This window comes from Microbacterium sp. Z12_35 (assembly GCF_058310475.1).
In genome coordinates, this window is sequence record NZ_JBZEGJ010000001.1 from 1,454,669 (window position 1) to 1,473,085 (window position 18,417).

The 18,417-nt window shown below is 69.9% G+C and carries 18 protein-coding genes; 7 read left to right on the forward strand and 11 right to left on the reverse strand.

Annotation, left to right across the window (positions count from 1 at the left end; all coding sequences use genetic code 11):
- Positions 1-67: 67 nt before the first annotated feature.
- Positions 68-1,525 carry a GMP reductase gene (gene guaB1, locus AC4FS1_RS07240; protein ID WP_491153735.1) on the reverse strand — a complete coding sequence of 486 codons (1,458 nt, stop codon included), beginning with the start codon at positions 1,523-1,525 and terminating at the stop codon, positions 68-70.
- Between the two features lie 142 nt (positions 1,526-1,667).
- Here guaB1 and AC4FS1_RS07245 point away from each other — a divergent pair, with 142 nt between their 5' ends.
- The gene (locus AC4FS1_RS07245) at positions 1,668-5,426 is read left to right on the forward strand and encodes a multifunctional oxoglutarate decarboxylase/oxoglutarate dehydrogenase thiamine pyrophosphate-binding subunit/dihydrolipoyllysine-residue succinyltransferase subunit (protein ID WP_491153737.1); all 3,759 of its coding nucleotides are present in this window, start codon (positions 1,668-1,670) and stop codon (positions 5,424-5,426) included.
- 74 nt (positions 5,427-5,500) lie between these two features.
- Here the strand turns inward: AC4FS1_RS07245 and AC4FS1_RS07250 are convergent, their stop codons facing one another.
- The 3 genes from AC4FS1_RS07250 to AC4FS1_RS07260 all read right to left on the reverse strand — a co-directional run bounded on the left by AC4FS1_RS07250 (position 5,501) and on the right by AC4FS1_RS07260 (position 7,759).
- Positions 5,501-6,802 carry a GNAT family N-acetyltransferase gene (locus AC4FS1_RS07250; protein ID WP_491153739.1) on the reverse strand — a complete coding sequence of 434 codons (1,302 nt, stop codon included), beginning with the start codon at positions 6,800-6,802 and terminating at the stop codon, positions 5,501-5,503.
- A 108-nt stretch (positions 6,803-6,910) separates the two neighbouring features.
- Complete coding sequence (locus AC4FS1_RS07255) at positions 6,911-7,150, reverse strand: zf-HC2 domain-containing protein (RefSeq protein ID WP_491153741.1); 240 nt, start codon at positions 7,148-7,150, stop codon at positions 6,911-6,913.
- A 12-nt stretch (positions 7,151-7,162) separates the two neighbouring features.
- Positions 7,163-7,759 carry a sigma-70 family RNA polymerase sigma factor gene (locus AC4FS1_RS07260; RefSeq protein WP_491153743.1) on the reverse strand — a complete coding sequence of 199 codons (597 nt, stop codon included), beginning with the start codon at positions 7,757-7,759 and terminating at the stop codon, positions 7,163-7,165.
- Between the two features lie 103 nt (positions 7,760-7,862).
- Here AC4FS1_RS07260 and aroA point away from each other — a divergent pair, with 103 nt between their 5' ends.
- The 3 genes from aroA to bcp are packed head-to-tail and all read left to right on the forward strand — an operon-like array spanning position 7,863 to position 10,734.
- On the forward strand, positions 7,863-9,197 hold the full coding sequence (aroA, locus tag AC4FS1_RS07265; RefSeq protein ID WP_491153745.1) for a 3-phosphoshikimate 1-carboxyvinyltransferase: 1,335 nt from the start codon (positions 7,863-7,865) through the stop codon (positions 9,195-9,197).
- A gap of 14 nt (positions 9,198-9,211) precedes the next feature.
- Entirely contained in the window at positions 9,212-10,264 is a 1,053-nt protein-coding gene (rsgA, locus tag AC4FS1_RS07270) for a ribosome small subunit-dependent GTPase A (protein ID WP_491153746.1), read from the forward strand.
- Positions 10,261-10,734: a thioredoxin-dependent thiol peroxidase gene (gene bcp, locus AC4FS1_RS07275; RefSeq protein ID WP_491153748.1), complete on the forward strand. Its 474-nt coding sequence runs from the start codon at positions 10,261-10,263 to the stop codon at positions 10,732-10,734. The genes rsgA and bcp overlap by 4 nt, the downstream gene beginning before the upstream one ends.
- Before the next feature lie 13 nt (positions 10,735-10,747).
- Here bcp and AC4FS1_RS07280 read toward each other — a convergent pair whose 3' ends face one another.
- Complete coding sequence (locus AC4FS1_RS07280; RefSeq protein WP_491153750.1) at positions 10,748-11,134, reverse strand: histidine kinase; 387 nt, start codon at positions 11,132-11,134, stop codon at positions 10,748-10,750.
- Positions 11,135-11,347: 213 nt separating this feature from the next.
- Between AC4FS1_RS07280 and AC4FS1_RS07285 the strand changes: the two genes are divergently transcribed.
- A complete protein-coding gene (locus tag AC4FS1_RS07285; protein ID WP_019182239.1) occupies positions 11,348-11,596 on the forward strand; it encodes a WhiB family transcriptional regulator in 249 nt (82 codons plus the stop codon).
- A 125-nt stretch (positions 11,597-11,721) separates the two neighbouring features.
- Here the strand turns inward: AC4FS1_RS07285 and AC4FS1_RS07290 are convergent, their stop codons facing one another.
- From AC4FS1_RS07290 to AC4FS1_RS07300, 3 genes are read right to left on the reverse strand one after another with little or no spacing between them, the layout of a single operon-like run.
- Positions 11,722-13,215, reverse strand: coding sequence for a sensor histidine kinase (locus AC4FS1_RS07290; protein ID WP_491153751.1), 1,494 nt, complete (start codon positions 13,213-13,215; stop codon positions 11,722-11,724).
- A 9-nt stretch (positions 13,216-13,224) separates the two neighbouring features.
- Positions 13,225-14,481, reverse strand: a complete 1,257-nt coding sequence (locus tag AC4FS1_RS07295) for a CpaE/TadZ family protein (RefSeq protein ID WP_491153753.1) — start codon at positions 14,479-14,481, stop codon at positions 13,225-13,227.
- Positions 14,478-15,107 carry an SAF domain-containing protein gene (locus AC4FS1_RS07300; protein WP_491153754.1) on the reverse strand — a complete coding sequence of 210 codons (630 nt, stop codon included), beginning with the start codon at positions 15,105-15,107 and terminating at the stop codon, positions 14,478-14,480. The genes AC4FS1_RS07295 and AC4FS1_RS07300 overlap by 4 nt, the downstream gene beginning before the upstream one ends.
- Before the next feature lie 97 nt (positions 15,108-15,204).
- Here AC4FS1_RS07300 and AC4FS1_RS07305 point away from each other — a divergent pair, with 97 nt between their 5' ends.
- Positions 15,205-15,486, forward strand: coding sequence for a helix-turn-helix domain-containing protein (locus tag AC4FS1_RS07305; protein ID WP_491153755.1), 282 nt, complete (start codon positions 15,205-15,207; stop codon positions 15,484-15,486).
- Positions 15,487-15,491: 5 nt separating this feature from the next.
- Here AC4FS1_RS07305 and AC4FS1_RS07310 read toward each other — a convergent pair whose 3' ends face one another.
- Entirely contained in the window at positions 15,492-16,109 is a 618-nt protein-coding gene (locus AC4FS1_RS07310) for a hypothetical protein (protein WP_491153756.1), read from the reverse strand.
- A gap of 149 nt (positions 16,110-16,258) precedes the next feature.
- Between AC4FS1_RS07310 and AC4FS1_RS07315 the strand changes: the two genes are divergently transcribed.
- Positions 16,259-16,699 (forward strand): Rv3235 family protein, encoded by a 441-nt coding sequence (locus AC4FS1_RS07315; protein WP_491153758.1) that lies wholly within the window; start codon positions 16,259-16,261, stop codon positions 16,697-16,699.
- Between the two features lie 12 nt (positions 16,700-16,711).
- Here the strand turns inward: AC4FS1_RS07315 and AC4FS1_RS07320 are convergent, their stop codons facing one another.
- Together AC4FS1_RS07320 and AC4FS1_RS07325 are read right to left on the reverse strand one after the other, a co-directional pair.
- Positions 16,712-17,059 (reverse strand): hypothetical protein, encoded by a 348-nt coding sequence (locus AC4FS1_RS07320; RefSeq protein WP_491153760.1) that lies wholly within the window; start codon positions 17,057-17,059, stop codon positions 16,712-16,714.
- Positions 17,060-17,168: 109 nt separating this feature from the next.
- Positions 17,169-18,395, reverse strand: a complete 1,227-nt coding sequence (locus AC4FS1_RS07325; RefSeq protein ID WP_491153762.1) for a pyridoxal phosphate-dependent aminotransferase — start codon at positions 18,393-18,395, stop codon at positions 17,169-17,171.
- Between the last annotated feature and the right edge of the window lie 22 nt (positions 18,396-18,417).

Sequence of the window (18,417 nt, forward strand, 5' to 3'; positions counted from 1 at the left end):
CATCGTGCCAAAAAGTCTACGGCAGGTCTCCTGGGCGGCGGTGCGTCCTCCGGGTGGAAGAGCGCGTCTACCAGCCGACGGGAAGCGCTTTGCCCTCGTCATACCCCGCGGCGGACTGCAGGCCCACCTGCGCCCGGTCGGCGAACTCCGCCACGGTGGAGGCCCCCGCGTAGGTGAAGGATGACCGCACACCCGAGGTGATCATGTCGATGAGGTCCTCGATCCCGGGCCGCAGCGGGTCGAGGTAGATCTTCGACGACGAGATCCCCTCCGCGAACAGCTCCTTACGGGCCCGCTCGTACGCGTCGAGGCGCCCGAATCGTCCCTGCACGGCCTTGGTGGAGGCCATGCCCCACGACTCCTTGTAGGCGCGGCCCCGCTCGTCGATGAGCAGCTCCCCCGGTGCCTCGATCGTGCCGGCGAACCACGACCCGACCATGACGGATGCAGCGCCCGCCGCGAGCGCAAGGGCGACGTCGCGCGGGTACCGCACGCCCCCGTCCGCCCAGACGTGCGCGCCGAGTTCCCGCGCGGCGGCCGCGGTCTCCAGCACGGCGGAGAACTGCGGCCGCCCGACCGCGGTCATCATGCGCGTCGTGCACATCGCCCCCGGTCCGACACCGACCTTCACGATGGACGCGCCGGCTCCCACCAGGTCGCGCACACCGTCGGCCGTGACGACGTTGCCCGCCACGAGCGGAATGCCGAGCCCCAGGTCGGCCACGGAGCGCAGCGCCCGCAGCATCCCGTCCTGGTGGCCGTGTGCGGTGTCGAGGACGAGCACGTCGACCCCCGCCGCGGCCAGCGCGCGGGCCTTGGCCGCCACATCCCCGTTGATTCCGATGGCCGCGGCGACCGCCAGACGGCCGGACACGTCCACGGCGGGCGGGTACAGCGTCCCGCGGAGCGCGCTGCGCCGCGACAGGGTTCCCACCAGCCGGCCGTGATGCAGCACGCACACCGTCTCGGCCTCCGCCGCGACCAGCAGGTCGAATGCCTGGCGCGCGCTGTCCACATCGTCGGCATCGAGGGAGGCGACGCCGACGCGGGCGAGATCACCCAGACGCGCGTCGGGGAGCGCAGTGCCGAGCCGTCCGGCCGGCACGACACCCACGATCTCGTCGATGGAGAGGTGCTCGGCCGCCGCATCGCCCACGACGATGCCATGCCCGTCGATGGGCGGGAGGAGCCTCGCGGCATCCGCGACCGTCGCCGACGGCGGCAGCACGAGCGGAGTGTCCCACCGCACCGGCTGAGCCTTGACCCAGCGGATGGCCGCGTCCAGTTCCTGGAGCGGCATGTCCTGGGGCAGCACGCCCAAACCACCGCGGCGCGCAAGGGTCGCTGCCAGACGCGCGCCGGTGACCGAGTTCATGTTGGCCGACACCAGCGGCAGCCGCGCGGGCGTTCCATCTCCGGGCGTCAGATCGACGTCGAGGCGACTGGTGACCGATGATCGACGGGGAACGAGGAAGACGTCCGAGTACGTCAGGTCGACCTCGGGGCGCGCGCCGTAGAAATCCATGCTTCCACGGTACCCACCCCCCTGCGAGGAGGGGCGAGGTGCCCCGCGACTGCTCGGCCGGTTGGGATAAGCTGGGGGGCGGTGCACGCGGAAGATCCCGCGCAAACCACCGATCTTCATCGAGGAAAGCAGGCGATCGACCGTGTCGAGCCAGGTCCAAGGCGTCGGTACTTCGAACGAGGGCGAATTCGGGGCCAATGAATGGCTCGTCGATGAGCTCTACGAGCAGTACAAGGTCGACAAGAACTCCGTGGATCAGGCATGGTGGCCGATCCTCGAGGCCTACCACCCGGTCGTGGATGGCGGCACCCTCGCGCAGGGGTCCGCGGCCCCCGCACCCGCCGGTGCCCCGGCACCCGCGGCGAACGCCGGTGCCCCGGCACCCGCGGCGAACGCCGGTGCCCCCTCCCCCTCGGTCAACGAGCCGAAGCCCGTCACCGCACCCATCCCGGTCGTCGGCGCGCAGCCCGTCGCGCGCACCACCGCGAAGCCGGCCGCACCGCAGCCGATCCCCGCCCAGGCACCGAGGCCCGAGCGCTCCGCCTCGGCCGAAGCCCTGGAGGAGGACGCGGTCACGCCCCTGCGCGGGATGCCGAAGTCCCTCGCGGCGAACATGGAGCAGTCGCTGACCGTCCCCACGGCGACAAGCGTGCGGACCGTGCCGGCGAAGCTGATGATCGACAACCGCATCGTCATCAACAACCACATGTCCCGCACCCGCGGCGGCAAGGTGAGTTTCACGCACCTCATCGGCTGGGCGATCATCCAGGCGCTCAAGGAGTTCCCGAGCCAGAACGTCTTCTACGCCGAGGTCGACGGCAAACCGTCGATCGTCGCCCCGGCTCACATCAACCTCGGCATCGCGGTGGACGTGCCCAAGCCCGACGGCACGCGCGCGCTGCTCGTGCCGAGCATCAAGCGCGCCGAGAGCCTCACCTTCGGGGAGTACCTCTCCTCCTATGAAGACCTCGTGCAGCGGGCACGCGCGAACAAGCTCACTGCCGCCGACTTCCAGGGCACCACGATCTCGCTGACCAACCCGGGTGGCATCGGCACCGTGCACTCGGTGCCCCGCCTCATGAAGGGGCAGGGATGCATCGTCGGCGCGGGTGCTCTGGAGTACCCGGCCGAGTTCCAGGGGGCGAGCGACAAGACGCTGAACGAGCTCGCCATCGGCAAGACGATCACCCTCACGAGCACGTACGACCACCGTGTCATCCAGGGCGCAGGCTCGGGCGTGTTCCTCAAGACGGTGCACGAACTGCTGATCGGCCAGCGCGGCTTCTACGACGACATCTTCGCGGCCCTCCGCATCCCGTATGCGCCCATCCGCTGGGCGGGCGACATCAGCGTCGATGTGTCGGAACGCATCAACAAGACCGCGCGAGTGCACGAGCTCATCAACGCGTTCCGCGTGCGCGGCCACCTGATGGCCGACATCGACCCGCTCGAGTACATGCAGCGCACTCACCCCGACCTGGAGATTGAGTCGCACGGCCTGACCTTCTGGGACCTCGACCGCGAGTTCGTCACCGGTGGATTCGGCGGCAAGCGCCAGATGAAGCTCCGCGACATCCTCGGTGTCCTGCGGGACTCCTACTGCCGCACCATCGGCATCGAGTACATGCACATCCAGGACCCGGGCGAGCGGAAGTGGTTCCAGGACAACGTCGAGGTCAAGTACACCAAGCCGGGCCACGACGAGCAGCTGCGGATCCTGTCCAAGCTCAACGAGGCCGAGGCGTTCGAGACCTTCCTGCAGACGAAGTATGTGGGGCAGAAGCGGTTCAGCCTGGAAGGCGGCGAGTCGCTGATCCCGCTCCTGGACGAACTGCTCCAGGGCGCGGCATCCGCCAGCCTGGACGGTGCGGCGATCGGCATGGCCCACCGCGGTCGCCTCAACGTGCTCACGAACATCGCCGGCAAGACCTACGGCCAGGTGTTCCGCGAGTTCGAGGGCTCGGTCGCTGTGGGCAGCAAGCGCGGCTCGGGTGACGTGAAGTACCACCTCGGCACCGAGGGCACCTTCGTCGCCGACGACGGGGAAGAGCTTCCGGTGTACCTCGCCGCGAACCCGTCGCACCTCGAGACCGTCGATGGCGTGCTCGAGGGTGTGGTGCGGGCGAAGCAGGACCGCAAGCCCATCGGCACCTTCGCGTGGCTGCCCGTCCTCGTTCACGGTGATGCGGCTTTCGCCGGCCAGGGCGTCGTCGTCGAGACGCTGCAGATGTCGCAGCTTCGGGGCTACCGCACCGGCGGCACCATCCACGTCGTCGTCAACAACCAGGTCGGCTTCACCACCACACCGACCGATGCCCGCACCTCGGTGTACGCCACGGATGTCGCCAAGACGATCCAAGCGCCGGTCTTCCACGTGAACGGGGATGACCCGGAAGCCGTGGTCCGCGTGGCCGAGCTGGCGTTCATGTACCGCCAGGAGTTCCACCGCGACGTGGTCATCGACCTCGTCTGCTATCGCCGCCGCGGTCACAACGAGGGCGACGACCCGTCGATGACGCAGCCGCTCATGACGAACCTGATCGAGGCCAAGCGCTCGGTACGTCGCCTCTACACCGAGTCGCTCGTCGGCCGCGGTGACATCACCGAAGAGGAGTACGACCAGGCCAAGCAGGACTTCCAGCGCCGCCTGGAGGTGGCCTTCGCCCAGACGCACGAGGCCGAGACCGGCGCGACGCCGGTGATCGATCCGGACGTCGTGGATGAGCCGGTCAGCGGCGCGCCCGAGACGACGGGTGTCCCGCGCGAGGTCGTGCACTCGATCGGCGACGCCTTCGTCAACAAGCCCGAGAACTTCACGGTGCACACCAAGCTCCAGCAGCTGCTGGACAAGCGCCTGGAGATGAGCCGCAGCGGCAACATCGACTGGGGCTTCGGCGAGCTGCTCGCGTTCGGTTCGGTGCTGCTGGAAGGCACTCCGGTGCGCCTGGCCGGGCAGGATTCCCGCCGTGGCACGTTCGTCCAGCGCCACTCGGTCCTTCACGACCGTGAGAACGGCCAGGAGTGGATCCCGCTCGCCAACCTCAGCGAGAACCAGGGCCGGTTCTACGTGTACGACTCACTGCTCAGCGAATACGCGGCATTGGCGTTCGAGTACGGCTACTCCGTGGAGCGTCCCGACTCGCTCGTGCTGTGGGAGGCGCAGTTCGGCGACTTCGGGAACGGCGCGCAGTCGGTCATCGACGAGTACATTTCCGCGGCCGACCAGAAGTGGGGACAGCAGTCGAGCGTCGTCCTGCTCCTCCCCCACGGGTACGAAGGTCAAGGGCCCGACCACTCGTCGGCCCGCATCGAGCGCTACCTGCAGATGTGCGCGCAAGACAACATGACCGTCGCGCGCCCGTCCACGCCCGCGTCGTACTTCCACCTGCTCCGTCGCCAGGCGTACCAGCGGCCCCGCCGCCCCCTCGTGGTGTTCACGCCCAAGGCGATGCTGCGGCTGCGCGGCGCGACCAGCCCGGTCGAAGACTTCCTCAGCGGCAAGTTCGAGCCCGTGCTCGACGACAACCGCGGCCTCGACCGCGCCGCCGTCAAGCGGGTACTGCTGCACGCCGGCAAGATCCACTGGGATCTGCGGGGCGAGCTGGACAAGAACCCCAACCCCGAGATCGCGCTCGTGCGCCTCGAGCAGTATTACCCTGCCCCGATCGACGAGCTCAACGCCGTGCTGGACACCTACCCCAACGCCGAACTCGTCTGGGTGCAGGATGAGCCGGAGAACCAGGGCGCCTGGCCGTTCATCGCCCTCGAGGTGGTCAAGGACCTCCGCGGCCGCACCATCCGCCGGGTCTCGCGGTCTTCCGCCGCATCCCCCGCGACCGGGTCGCCGAAGGTGCATGCGCAGGAGCACGCCGCGGTCATGAAGATGGCGCTCACCCTGTGACGCGTCACTGAACCGAACACGAAGGCCCGGGTCGCACGACCCGGGCCTTCGTCTTCGGTTCAGAGCCGCGGGGCTCAGTACCAGATGCTGAGCACCGGCGGCACGGCGGGCGCGAATGCGCGATCCAGCGCCGCCGCGACGGCACTGTCGGCCGTGATCGTCCCGGCGGCGGCCAGGGTGCGCGCCGAGACGCCACCGAGCAGCAGGGAACCGAGGGCTGCCACGCTCAGCTCGACGTCGGGATGCCCCGCAACAGGGCGCGCCGTCATCGCTCCGGCCTCGTCGACCTCCAGGCGCCACGTGCCGTCGGCGAATCCGAGCGGATCGTCCACGCGGACGGTGGTGGCCAGCGGAGCGGCATAGCTGCGAGACCCCAGCGCTGCCGGCACATCGAGCACACGCAGCCAGTGGTGGTCGGTGAGGGTCTCGCGCACGGCACGCTGGTCGGACAGCATCCACCGCGTCGGCGCGGGCGAAGGCTGGAGGCTCGCCGTGACAGTGCCGACGAGGTCGTGCTCGATCGCGAACCGCCACAGCGCGGCGAACGCGTCGTCGTGCGTCGTCAACAGCACGTGAATGCGCAACTCGTGCCGGGCGTGGTCGTCGCCTTTCTCCGCCACCGAGTAGACCATCAGGCCCTCCTCGCGGCCCTCCTCGCTCCGGTACTCGACGGCGCGGATCTTGCGAGCGTCGTCGGCGCCGGGTCGGAGTCCGGCCATGCGCCGGTACAGCCCCGGCCACCCGGCGACCTCGCCGGGACGCTGTAAACGCGCCCGCTCGTGAAGAGCGTGCAGGCGCTCGGGCAGCTCGTCCTGCAGGACGAAATCCAGGCGACCGGCCGGGCGGCGCCCGGTCCACCGCACGCGCGTCGCATCCACGGAGACGTCGGAGGTCAGGACGGCAGGACCGAAGCCCCACCGGCCGTAGATGGTGGCCTCGGTGACCGTCAGACCGGCCATCGCCATGCCGGCGGCGGCCGCCGTGCGCAGCTCGCCACCGAGCATCGCCCGCGCGATCCCGCGGCGGCGGTGCGTCGGCGCCACCGTGACGGCGCTGATCGCCCATATGGGGACGGTGCGCCCCGCCTCCGTCGTCAGTTCCGTGATCCACGAGTCGACCGTGCCGACCGGCATCTCGGGATGGGTCGCGCGAGCGTCGAACACGCCCGTGAGGCGCCGCTCGTGCAGCGCGGAGCGCGAGTCCTCGACCTGCTCGGAGGTCGGCTCGCTCTCGAGGAATCCGCGCGACACCGCACGCAGAAACGCATTGAAGGGCGCGCCGTCGTTCGAAACGAGGGCGTAATCCAGGCCTTCCGCGGCCAGCGAGTCGGCCGATGTCGGGTCGAGGGCGAGCGAGCGGTGGTCCAAGTGCGACATACCCCCAGCCTACGGTCGACCTCAGACGTCACCGAAGGGGGTGGCGTGCAACGCTAACGGCCGGTCGTGCCGCGATGTCCGCACCGCGGCCACCGGGAAACGCGAGGGTCAGGAGACGGGTTCGGCCCGCAGCCGGGCGATCACGACGTCTCGCAGCTCAGCGGGCGCGTTCTCTTTGCACGCCCGTGCGACGACCTCGGTGAGAGTGCGCGCAAAATGCGCTTCATCCCGGCACCCGGGGCAGTGCGCCAGGTGCTCGGAAATGTCGTCATACGACGTCTTGCAGACCTCATTGCGGAGGTATTCCTCGAGGTCGCGTCGCGCCTTGTCGCAGCCGCAGTCGCTCATGTCGTCACTCTCTCACTTTTGTGCAGGCGCCGCGGCAGTGATGCCGCGCTCCTTCGCGTATTCCGTCAGCAGCTCACGGAGCATTCGCCTGCCTCGGTGCAGGCGACTCATGACCGTGCCGATCGGAGTCTTCATGATGTCGGCGATCTCCTGGTAGGCGAAGCCTTCGACATCTGCGAAGTACACCGCCAGCCGGAAATCCTCGGGAATCGACTGGAGGGCGTCTTTCACGACGGATGCAGGCATCCGATCGATGGCCTCCGCCTCGGCCGAGCGGGCGCTCGTCGCGGTGGTCGATTCCGCTCCCCCGAGTTGCCAGTCCTCGAGGTCGTCGATGGTCCCCTGGTAGGGCTCCCGCTGCTTCTTGCGGTAGGTGTTGATGTAGGTGTTCGTGAGGATGCGATACAGCCACGCCTTGAGGTTCGTTCCCTGCGTGAAAGTGCGCCAGGAGGCGAACGCTTTCACGAAGGTCTCCTGTACGAGATCCGCCGCATCCGCGGGATTGCGCGTCATACGCATCGCCGCCGCGTACAGCTGATCCATGAAGGGGAGCGCCTGCTCCTCGAACTGCGCGCGCACGTCGACTACGGCATCGGCCTTGTCGTTCATCACACGCAAGTCTACGTCCGACCGCCCATCGCCGACGCGGGCGTCAATTTTCGTGCGGTCAAGGACCCCGATCATCTACCCCTCCTTCACTAGGGTGGAACCGATGACCTTCGACGGCTATTCCCCCAAAGCACCACCCACCGCCCCACGCGGTGAATGGGAAGCGCCCGTCGCCGCCGGCCCGTTGCGCGCGACCGTCACCATTCCCGGCTCGAAATCGCTGACGAACCGTGAACTGATCCTCGCCGCCATCGCCGAGGGGCCCAGCACACTGCGCGCCCCGCTGCACTCCGACGACTCCGAGCGCATGGTCGAGGCGCTGACGACCCTGGGGGTGGCCGTCAACCGCGTCCCGAGCGGCGACCTGCAGAGCTACGACCTGCGCATCAGCCCGTCCGCGCCCTTCCGCGGCGACGTGGTGGTCGACTGCGGTCAGGCGGGAACGGTCATGCGGTTCGTCGCAGGGCTCGCCGGACTCGCTGTCGGCGAGGTGACGCTCACGGCCCACGAGAGCGCGCTGCACCGGCCGATGGGAATGCTCATCGCCGCCCTGCGCGAAGTCGGCCTCGACATCGACGACGGAGGGCGGTGGGCGCTCCCCTTCACCGTCCGCGGCCATGGTCACGTGCGCGGCGGAGAGGTGGAGATCGACGCGAGCGCCTCGAGCCAGTTCGTCTCCGGCCTGCTTCTGGCCGCCCCCCGGTTCGACGTGGGACTGCACCTGCGCCACGTCGGTCCGCGCCTCCCGAGCATCCCGCACATCGACATGACCGTCGAGTCGCTCGGCCACCGCGGCGTCCACGTGGAGCGGCCCGCCCCCGGCGAGTGGATCGTGCCGCCCGCCCCCGTCCGGGCGAAGGACATCGCGATCGAGCCCGACCTCTCCAACGCCGCGCCCTTCCTGGCCGCCGCGATGGTCACCGGCGGCCAGGTGACCGTGCCGGGTTGGCCGCTGCACTCGACGCAGCCCGGAGCGCTGCTCATGGAGATCTTCGCCGAGATGGGGGCGAAAGTGGTTCGCCGCTCGACCAACCTGACCGTCACCGCCGGTGACGCGATCGAGGGCATCGACCTCGATCTCTCCGCCGCCGGGGAACTCGCCCCGACGCTGTTCGGGCTCGCCGCCTTCGCCCAGGGCCCCACGACGCTCTACGGCATCGGTCACATCCGCGGACACGAGACCGACCGCATCGCGGCGCTCGTGGCCAACCTCCGCGCCCTCGGAGGCGAAGCTCACGAGCTGGCCGACGGCATCCGCGTCGTCCCACGGCCGCTGCACGGCGGGGTGTGGAAGGCCTACCACGACCACCGTCTGGCGACCACCGGAGCACTCATCGGACTGCGTGTCCCCGGCGTGCGGATCGATGACATCGGCACGACCGCCAAGACGATGCCGCAGTTCGTGTCGCTGTGGCAGGGGATGCGGGAGGGTCGCTGACGCGGCCGACGACGATGAGCTGGCTCGAAGACTTCGAAGCCGAGGACGACGACGACCTCGACGAGACCGACGTGCGCGTTCGGCCGAACCCGAAGGGCAACCGCCCCCGCACGAAGCGGCGACCCGCCCACGCCGACGCGGTCATCGCCCGCGTACTGGGGGTGGACCGGGGTCGCTACGCCGTGCTCGTCGACGAGGACGGCCCCGATGAGCGACGCATCACCGCGACCCGCGCCCGGGAGCTACGCAAGCAGCCGATCGTCAACGGCGACCGCGCCCGCGTGGTGGGCGACACATCCGGCGCCGAGGGGAGCCTCGCCCGCATCATCGGCATCGAGGAGCGCACGTCGCTGCTGCGCCGCAGCGCCGACGACACCGACCAGGTCGAACGGGTGATCGTCGCCAACGCCGATCAGATGCTCATCGTCGTGGCCGCCGCCGACCCCGAGCCTCGCGCCCGGCTCGTCGACCGCTATCTCGTCGCGGCCCTGGATGCCGGCATCCGCCCGTTGCTCGTGGTCACCAAGACCGACCTCGCCGACCCGACCGCGTTCCTCGGGCACTTCGAGGGGCTCGACCTCGAGGTCTTCACCAGCGCGCCGGACAACGTGCCGCTGGAGCGGATCGGCGCCGCTCTCGTGGGGCACTCGACGGTCTTCGTGGGTCATTCCGGCGTGGGCAAGTCCACGCTGGTGAACGCCCTCACGGGATCCGAGCGTGCGATCGGCCACGTCAACGAGGTCACGGGCCGCGGCCGGCACACGTCATCCTCGACCGTGTCGTTCCGCTATCGCGGCCCCGGCGGCGCCGGCTGGGTCATCGACACGCCGGGCGTACGGTCGTTCGGTCTGGGTCACGTCGACCCGGCGAACATCCTGGGTGCGTTCACCGACCTCGCCGAGATCGCCAAGGAATGCCCGCGCGGGTGCACCCATCTCCCGGATGCCCCGGACTGCGCGATGGCGGAAGCCGTCGCCGAGGGGCGCCTCGGTCCCGGTGGTGCGGCCCGTCTGGATTCGCTGCAGCGGCTGCTCATGACGTTCACGACTCATAGGGTGGAGGGGTGAGTACTCTCGAGCCCGGCGCCGCAGCACCCGATTTCACCCTCCAGGATCAGGACGACCATGCCGTTTCGCTCTCCGACTTCCGCGGCCGCCGCGTGATCGTGTACTTCTATCCGGCGGCGATGACGCCCGGGTGCACCACCCAGGCCTGCGACTTCCGGGACAGCCTGGGATCGCTCCAGGGTGCGGGCTACACCGTCCTCGGCGTCTCGCGAGACCAGCCGGCCAAGCTCCGCGAGTTCCGCGAGCGCGACGGACTGGCGTTTCCGCTCCTCAGCGACCCCGATCATGCTGCGCATGACGCGTACGGCGCGTGGGGCGAGAAGCAGAATTACGGCAAGACGGTGGAAGGAGTGCTCCGCTCGACCTTCGTCATCGACGAGGACGGGGTCATCCAGCACGCCCAGTACAACGTCAAGGCCACCGGTCACGTGGCCCGGCTGCGGAAGACGCTCGGCGTCGACGCGGCCTGAGCCGCAGCATCCGTCAGGACGCCTCGCGTCCGCCGGCTTCCCGCCCGGCGTCCCGCACGGCGAGGAACAACGCCACCCCGCCGAGCACCGCCGGGGCGGCGATCAGCGCCGCCAGAGCCGGGTTCGCGTTCTCGCCCGCCAGTTCGCCCAGCGCCACGGCGAGGATGAGCGCCTGGACGACGATGCCGCCGGAGCGTCCCAGCGATCGACCTCGAGCCGTGGCGATGGAAAACCCCGCCACTGCGACCGCTCCCACGAGGGTGAGGACCGCCAGCGCGACGGCGCTGGCCACGGAGAGGGTGTCGCCGGAAAGCAGCGCGGCGACCTGCCACACCAGAAGCACGACCACCCCGACCGCCTCGAGGGCGAGCACGGCTGCGGCGATCAGGCGGACGGGCATGGGGGACTCCTGTCGGGTTCAGGGCACGCGGGAGCCTGGTAACGAGCTGGAAACCTGCCGCTTACCTCTTGATCGGTCTGGTTGCCTATGGGACGATATACAAAGCCGTGTGCTCCCACAGCGAAGTGGGGCGAGCGAAAAGCTTGCATCTCCCACCAGAGTATCGGACACCCGAGTCCGGGATCTGACTCACTTCCATCAAGGAGCACCACCATGGATTGGCGCGACAAAGCTGCCTGCCTGACCGTCGACCCCGAGCTGTTTTTCCCCGTGGGGAACACCGGCCCCGCGGTCGACCAGATCGAGAAGGCCAAGTCCGTCTGCGCCCGGTGCACCGTCACCGAGATCTGCCTGCAGTACGCCCTCGAGTCCGGTCAGGATTCGGGCGTGTGGGGCGGACTTTCCGAAGACGAGCGCCGCGCGCTGAAGCGCCGCGCCGCCCGCGCGCGCCGCGCGTCATGAGTCGGAACGTGTCAGCGCCGCGCGGCGGCCCTGGCGCGTTGCGGCTGAACGGCTGAGTGAGCGCGCCGTCGGCGCGCCGAGACGAAGCGCTTCCCAGGCCCGGAGGGCGCTCCCCCGGCGCATCCTCAGGCCTCTGATCGGTCGATGTAACGCATCGGGATCTCGATCGTCACTTCGGTGCCACTTCCCACGAGCGTGTGCCAGTCGATCGTGCCGCCCAGCTCGCCCTGGATGAGCGTGCGGACGATCTGCGTTCCGAGTCCGCGGCCCACCTGTCCTTCGGGCAGTCCGACGCCCGTGTCCCGCACGCGAACTTCGAGGAGCTCGTCGGTGCGCACCGCCGAGATCTCCACATCGCCCTCCTGACCGGCGAGCCCGTGCTCGACCGCGTTGGTGACCAGTTCGGTCAGCGCGAGGGCAAGAGGCGTGGCGTATTCGCTGGGCAGCGTACCGAACCGGCCGGTCGATCGGGTGCGCGCACGCGTGTTCGGCGCCGCTGCCACCTCCGCGACCAGCTTCAGCACGCGGGCGAACACTTCGTCGAAGTCGACGTTCTGCGCCAGGCCCTCCGACAGCGTGTCGTGCACGACCGCGATCGCCGAGACCCGCCGCATCGCCTGCGTCAACGCCTCGCGCGCTTCCTCGGAGTGCGTGCGCCGGGCCTGGATCCGCAGCAGCGATGCCACCGTCTGGAGGTTGTTCTTCACCCGGTGGTGGATCTCGCGGATCGTGGCGTCCTTGGTCAGGAGCTCCTGCTCCTGGTGACGGATCTCGGTGACGTCGCGGCACAGCACGATCGCTCCGATGCGCCTGCCGCGTTCGCGAAGGGGGATGGTGCGCAGGGATACCTGCACGCCCCGCGCCTCGATGTCCGCGCGCCATGGTGCGCGGCCGGTGACCACGACCGGGAGCGACTCGTCCACCTGTCGTTTGGAGGGCAGGATCCGCGTCGTGACTTCGACGAGCGACTCCCCCTCGAGTTCGTCGTCGAACCCCATGCGGTTGAAGGCGGACAGGGCGTTCGGACTCGCGAATGTCGTGATGCCGTCGACGTCCAGGCGGATGAGGCCATCCGACGCGCGCGGCGCTCCCCGGCGCGGCGCCGTGGGGGCCGTGAGATCCGGGAACTCGGCCGTGGAGATCATGCCGAACAGGTCATCGGCGCAATCGTTGAACGTGATCTGTTGACGGGAGGGCGTGCGGGTCTCGCCCAGGTTCGTGTGGCGAGTGAGGACCCCCACCGTCACCGACTCCGCTCCGTGTGACGCGAGCTGGCGCACGATCGGAACGGCGCGGACGCGCGTGGGCGTCTCCTCGAACCAGTCGGGCGAGGCCGAGTCCACGATGCGGCCGCTCTGGAAGGCTTCGCGCACCTGCGTGCGCCACTGGGGCCGCACGCGATCTCCGACGATGTCGCGGTAGAACAGGGTCGCGGCGCCCCCGGGCCGGGTGTGCGCGACCGCGATGAACGAGTCATCCTGTGTGGGAACCCACACGACGATGTCGGCGAAGGCGAGGTCGGCCAGTAGCTGACCGTCGCTGACGAGCCGGTGGAGCCATTCGACGTCGGCCTCGGTGGAACGGCCATGCGCGTAGACGAGTTCGCTGAGGGTCGACACCTCCCCAGCCTAAGTTGAAGTGAGGCCGGCCACCGCCGTTCGCTCGCCCCGCCGTTCGCGGCGCCGCCCGCGGCGCTCGGCGACCACGGCTCGCGGAGGGGGCTCCACCGCCTCCCCGACGAAACGCCGCACCGCCGCGGCAAGCGGCGAGCGCGGCGCGGTGTCGGCCACGGTGCGGGCGGCGAGCATCGCCGCATCCGCCGAGCGCGGATCCAGCGGTACGAACCACACGTCCTCGATTCCGGCGAACCGCTCCAGCGTCCGCCGCACCTGCCCGCGGGCGTCGATCCCCAGCGTCCCCGCGCGCAGCCGGTTGACGATCACGACCACAGGCGTCGCGCCGATGGCGGCGCGCAGCTCGGTGTAGGCGCGGAGGAAACGGGCGACACCGACCGGATCGGCGGCGCACACCGCCACGACGAGATCCGATGTGCGAAGAGCCGCCAACGTCGCGGCGTTCCGACGCGGACCGTCCAAGTCGCTGACGATCTCCTCGTCGCGCTCGAGGGAGGCTGCGACATCGACCACGGTCGTGTCGACCCACGTCCGACACGCGGTCAGGACAGCATCCACGCGACGTTCCGACAGCTCGGGCCAGCGCCCCGGCCGGTTGATCCCGGGGAGAACCTCCACGGTGCCGCCGGCAATGTGCAGCGGCACGCTGATGCGAGTCAGCTCCACCTCATCCAGCCCGCCCAGTTCGGCCTGCCGGCACGCCGCGGCGAAACCCGGCCCCTCGTCCGCGAGCCCGAGCGACAACGCCAGGGAGGGCGCGTGGGAATCCGCGTCGATGAGAGCGACCGACCGTTCGCCCCGCGCCAATTCGGCGGCCAGCTCGATGGCGAGGGTCGAACGCCCCGGCGCACCGTGCGGCCCCCACACCGACACGATGCGCCCCGCGGGCGCGGGCGCTGCCCCCACGGCGGGGGTCGACGGCACCGTCAGCGCGTCGGCGAGCACCCACCCCTCGACCTCCAGCGGAAGCGGGCTGGCCAGTCCGAAGCGCGCGGCGATCCGGCGCCCCGGCTCGTCGGCGCAGAGCGGGGCGATGCGGATGCCCCGGGCGTCGCAGTCCGCGATCACCGCGGCCGTGAGCGTCCGCGCATCCGTCTGCAGGACCAGGATGTCCACCGTCCCCGCCGTCCGCACGGCATCGGCGGCAGCCGCGGCGGGAACCACAGCGCCGACGCCGACGCCTTCGTCGGCCAGCTCCCGCGCGAGATGCTCGCCGCGCGGCGCATCCACCGCCACGATCGCGCGGATCACGGCGCCCCGCCCGCCACCGGCACCACCGAGAGGGATGAGCCGCCCGAAAGCGCCTCGAGCGTCGCCGCGACGTCGGCTCGCGGGATCACGAGCTCCAGCGCCGCGCCGGCCTGGCCGACCACCCCCTCATCACGGCTGACACTCGCCACCGTCGCGTCGGCGACGAGGATGCGCGGAGTGTCGAACACATCGCGCTCCAGGGCGGGCGCGACCCACAGCTCCACGCGGGTGCCCGACGTGATCGTCGCGGGAACATCGACCGACGTGGAGATGACGACCGTCGTGACCCGTGAGTCGGCGGCCGGGCCCACGGCCTGTGCGGGAACGAGCTCACCCTCGCTGATCGTGCGGGTGGCCACGGCCCCCTTCGGCAAGGCGCCCGGGCCGACATACGCATCACCGGCGGCGCCCAGCGCCACATCCACCGTGCGGAAGTCATCGGCGGCAACCGTCTCCCCCGGGACGATCGTGCGGGAGGCGGCCAGCACGGGCGCCGTCTGGCGCGCCGCGCCGACGACCAACCAGACGCCGCCCACCGAAACAGCGACGAGCAGGACCCCCAGCAGGAATCGCGCGTCGCCCCAGAAGGGCCGCGGACGCGTACGCGGACGATCGGACGCGGTCATCCCGACATCGTGCTCCGATCCCCGCACCGGCGTCCGTGATTATCCACAGCACCGTGGGGCGGCGCGAGAGGTCCCGAGGGCCGGTCATAATGGGCACATGCCCGACCGCCCGTCCTCTGGCACGCGCCTGCTCGCCCCCGCACAGGTGGCGGAGCTGCTGGACGTGTCGGTGGACGAAGTGGTCACCCTGGTGCACGAGGGACGGCTGCGCGGTATGCGCGTCGGAAGCCCGGCGCGCTGGCGCGTGGAAGAGGCCAGCGTCGAGGACTACCTCGAAGACCAGGCGGAGGAAGCCCGCCGGATGGCGCTGTGGCGGCAGTCCAACGCTGCGAGCTTTCCGGAGTTGTGGGGGCGTGGACGGGTGCCCAGGGGCGACTGAGGCCGTCAGCCGCGCAGAGCGTCGCCGGTGCCGTCGATCCCGATCCATGAGATCGCCGAGAACGGCACGATGCGAAAGCCCGTGACCTCGGCCGCGCGGCGCACCGCACCACGCTCATGCACGGCCAGGTCGAGGTGATCGACCCCTGCGCGGTCGATGGTTCCCGTCACCGAACGTCCGTCCTGACCGTGCACGGTCACGCCGGCGCGCCGCCGGACCAGGTCGCGGACTGCGAAACCGAAGGTGGCCCGTCGGGAGATGGCGGAACCTGCCGTCGCCGTCTCGGGGCGCGCCGTGCGCAGGAGGTGCGCGTGGGCCATCGAGATCCCGGTGATCGCCTCGAGCGGGATGAGCGCCGCACCCGACCGCGATCCCCACGGCGATGCCAGAAGCCAGTCGGCGCCGAGGCCGGTGATGGGTGCGGTCAGGGTCGTGCCGCCACGCAGCTCGAAAGCCGCGGCGACCGGGTCGCCGTCGGCCGCCGCCAGCGCCGCCAGCCGCTCGTGCAGGGTGACCCGGGAAAGACGCAGGCGTTCGGCCTCGGTCTCCAGCGCCGCCCGCTCGGCCTCCCACTCGGAGGCGAGCTGGTCCTCGATGTCTTCGAAGAAGCGATCCCAGCGCATGGCGCGAGGTTAGGGCACGCGTGGCGGGGAGCACAGAAGTTCTCCACACCTCGAACCGAATCTGTTGTGACGGGCCCGCGTGTGCTCTACTGAGTCGCACGGAATTCCCATCCCTTCGCGACATCCCCCCTGTCGAGATAGGCGCGCCCATGGCACTCAACCCGGCCGGCTCTGCCCGCCCCTACCCCGTCAGCGTGCGCTCCGCCGACGTGGACGAGTTCTTCGCCCCGCAGCGAACCTCCTCCGCCGCACTCCCCGATCCGGAACCGCTGATCCGCAACCTCACCCGCGGCGTGCTCGAGGTGCTCGCCGGGGTCCGCGAGATCGAACAGCTCGCGCGCTGGCTGACCGAAGACGCCTACCGGGTGCTGCTGACCCGTGCCAACCTCGCCACGCGGGCGCGCAGCGCGCGGGGAGTTCCCGCAACGCGGCCGGTGCACGCCATCGTGTCCGTACGCACGTGCGTCCCGGCGGATGGGATCGTCGAAGCCGTGGTCATCGTCGCCTCCCCCGCGCGCACCCGCGCGATCGCCGTCCGCCTGCAGGGTATCGATCGGCGCTGGCGGGCGACATCCCTCGCGTTGCTCTAACTCCCGCGGGCCTCAGTCGCCGTCGATGAGCTCGAGAAGGGAACGGAGCGCGTCGCGGATCTCGTCGTGATCGTACTGACCGGCGCGGCTCTCACCGGAGATCACGCCGGAGCGGTGCACCTTCGAGAAGTCCCCGAACGGGAAGGAGTACGCCCCCTTCGTCTCCCGGTTCTCGCCCTTGTCGATGCCGAGGTGCCAGTGCGAATACTCCGTCCAGCCCTCTTTCTCGATGAACGAATTCTCCTGAGCAGCGCTGGGCGCTGCCTCCGACCAGTCGTCCCGCTCGTCGCGGACGACCTTGCCGTCGCGGATGAGCGCACGCGCGTGACGCAGGGCGGGTTGGTTCAGTTCGATCGCCATGCCGAAAGGCTACGCCCCGCCGCCGCATCCTCACGAGAAACGACATTCCGGACCAGAAACGGCGCGACGCGTGCCGTCTCGCCCGGAATGTCGTTTCTCGCGGCCGCGGCTAGGGGCGGTACGAGGACAGGAAGTTCCCGAGGCGTTCGATCGCATCGGTGAGGACGCGCGACTCCGGCAGAGTCACGATGCGGACGTGGTCAGGAGTCGGCCAGTTGAACCCGGTCCCCTGCACGAGCAGCACGTGCTCGGCGACGAGGAAGTCGTAGACGAACTTCCCGTCGTCGGGAATCTCGTACACCTCCGGGTCGAAGCGGGGGAAGGCGTACAGCGACCCGCGCGGCCGGACGCACGAAACCCCTGGGATCGCCTCGAGGCTCTCCCACGCGGCGTCGCGCTGCTCGAGGAGGCGCCCCGAGGGCGCGATCAGGGCGTCGATCGATTGCACACCCGAGAGCGCCGCCTGGACGGCGTGCTGTGCCGGGACATTGGGACACAGCCGCGTGGATGCCAGCAGCGTGATGCCCTCGATGAACCCCTGGGCGTGGTCCTTGGGGCCGGAGATCACGAGCCAGCCGGAGCGGAACCCCGCGACGCGGTAGGTCTTGGACAGTCCGTTGAAGGTGAGGCACAGCAGGTCGGGAGCCACCACGGCCATCGGGATGTGCACGGCGTCATCGAACAGGATGCGGTCGTAGATCTCGTCGGAGAGGATCAGGAGCGAGTTCTCCCGCGCGATCTGCGCGATGCCCTCCAGCACCTCGCGCGAATACACCGCTCCGGTGGGGTTGTTCGGGTTGATCACCACGATCGCCTTCGTGCGCGGGGTGACCTTCGCACGGATGTCCTCCAGGTCGGGCTGCCACTCGTTCAGCTCGTCGCAGAGGTAGTGCACCGGGGTGCCACCGCCCAGGCTCGTCATGGCGGTCCACAGCGGGTAGTCCGGCGCGGGGATGAGCACCTCGTCCCCTTCATCCAGCAGCGCCTGCATCGTCATGGTGATGAGCTCGGACACGCCGTTGCCGAGATAGACGTCGTCGGGGTCGAGCAGGGGGAATCCCGGAACCTGCTCGTAGCGCGAGACCACGGCGCGGCGGGCCGACATGATCCCCCGGCTGTCGCTGTAGCCGTGGGCGTTGGGCACCGCCTCGATCATGTCGCGGACGATCTGGAACGGCGCCTCGAACCCGAAGATCGCCGGATTGCCGGTATTGAGCTTGAGGATGCTGTGGCCCTCGGCCTCGAGCCGGTCTGCCTCGACCAGTGCCTGCCCGCGGATCTCGTAGAGGACATCCTTCAGCTTCGAGGACTGGTCGAGGGGGCGCAGCGGGCTCATCGGATCAGGATATCTCCGCCGT

Coding starts and splice junctions, on each gene's coding strand:
- AC4FS1_RS07310 (WP_491153756.1), bottom strand. CDS start 16,109: ATGCGCTGGGATCGCTTCTTCGAAGACATCGAGGACCAGCTCGCCTCC.
- AC4FS1_RS07260 (WP_491153743.1), bottom strand. CDS start 7,759: ATGAACGACAAGGCCGATGCCGTAGTCGACGTGCGCGCGCAGTTCGAG.
- guaB1 (WP_491153735.1), bottom strand. CDS start 1,525: ATGGATTTCTACGGCGCGCGCCCCGAGGTCGACCTGACGTACTCGGAC.
- AC4FS1_RS07285 (WP_019182239.1), top strand. CDS start 11,348: ATGGATTGGCGCGACAAAGCTGCCTGCCTGACCGTCGACCCCGAGCTG.
- AC4FS1_RS07250 (WP_491153739.1), bottom strand. CDS start 6,802: ATGTCGCACTTGGACCACCGCTCGCTCGCCCTCGACCCGACATCGGCC.
- AC4FS1_RS07300 (WP_491153754.1), bottom strand. CDS start 15,107: ATGACCGCGTCCGATCGTCCGCGTACGCGTCCGCGGCCCTTCTGGGGC.
- aroA (WP_491153745.1), top strand. CDS start 7,863: ATGACCTTCGACGGCTATTCCCCCAAAGCACCACCCACCGCCCCACGC.
- AC4FS1_RS07255 (WP_491153741.1), bottom strand. CDS start 7,150: ATGAGCGACTGCGGCTGCGACAAGGCGCGACGCGACCTCGAGGAATAC.
- AC4FS1_RS07305 (WP_491153755.1), top strand. CDS start 15,205: ATGCCCGACCGCCCGTCCTCTGGCACGCGCCTGCTCGCCCCCGCACAG.
- AC4FS1_RS07325 (WP_491153762.1), bottom strand. CDS start 18,395: ATGAGCCCGCTGCGCCCCCTCGACCAGTCCTCGAAGCTGAAGGATGTC.
- AC4FS1_RS07280 (WP_491153750.1), bottom strand. CDS start 11,134: ATGCCCGTCCGCCTGATCGCCGCAGCCGTGCTCGCCCTCGAGGCGGTC.
- AC4FS1_RS07315 (WP_491153758.1), top strand. CDS start 16,259: ATGGCACTCAACCCGGCCGGCTCTGCCCGCCCCTACCCCGTCAGCGTG.
- rsgA (WP_491153746.1), top strand. CDS start 9,212: ATGAGCTGGCTCGAAGACTTCGAAGCCGAGGACGACGACGACCTCGAC.
- AC4FS1_RS07320 (WP_491153760.1), bottom strand. CDS start 17,059: ATGGCGATCGAACTGAACCAACCCGCCCTGCGTCACGCGCGTGCGCTC.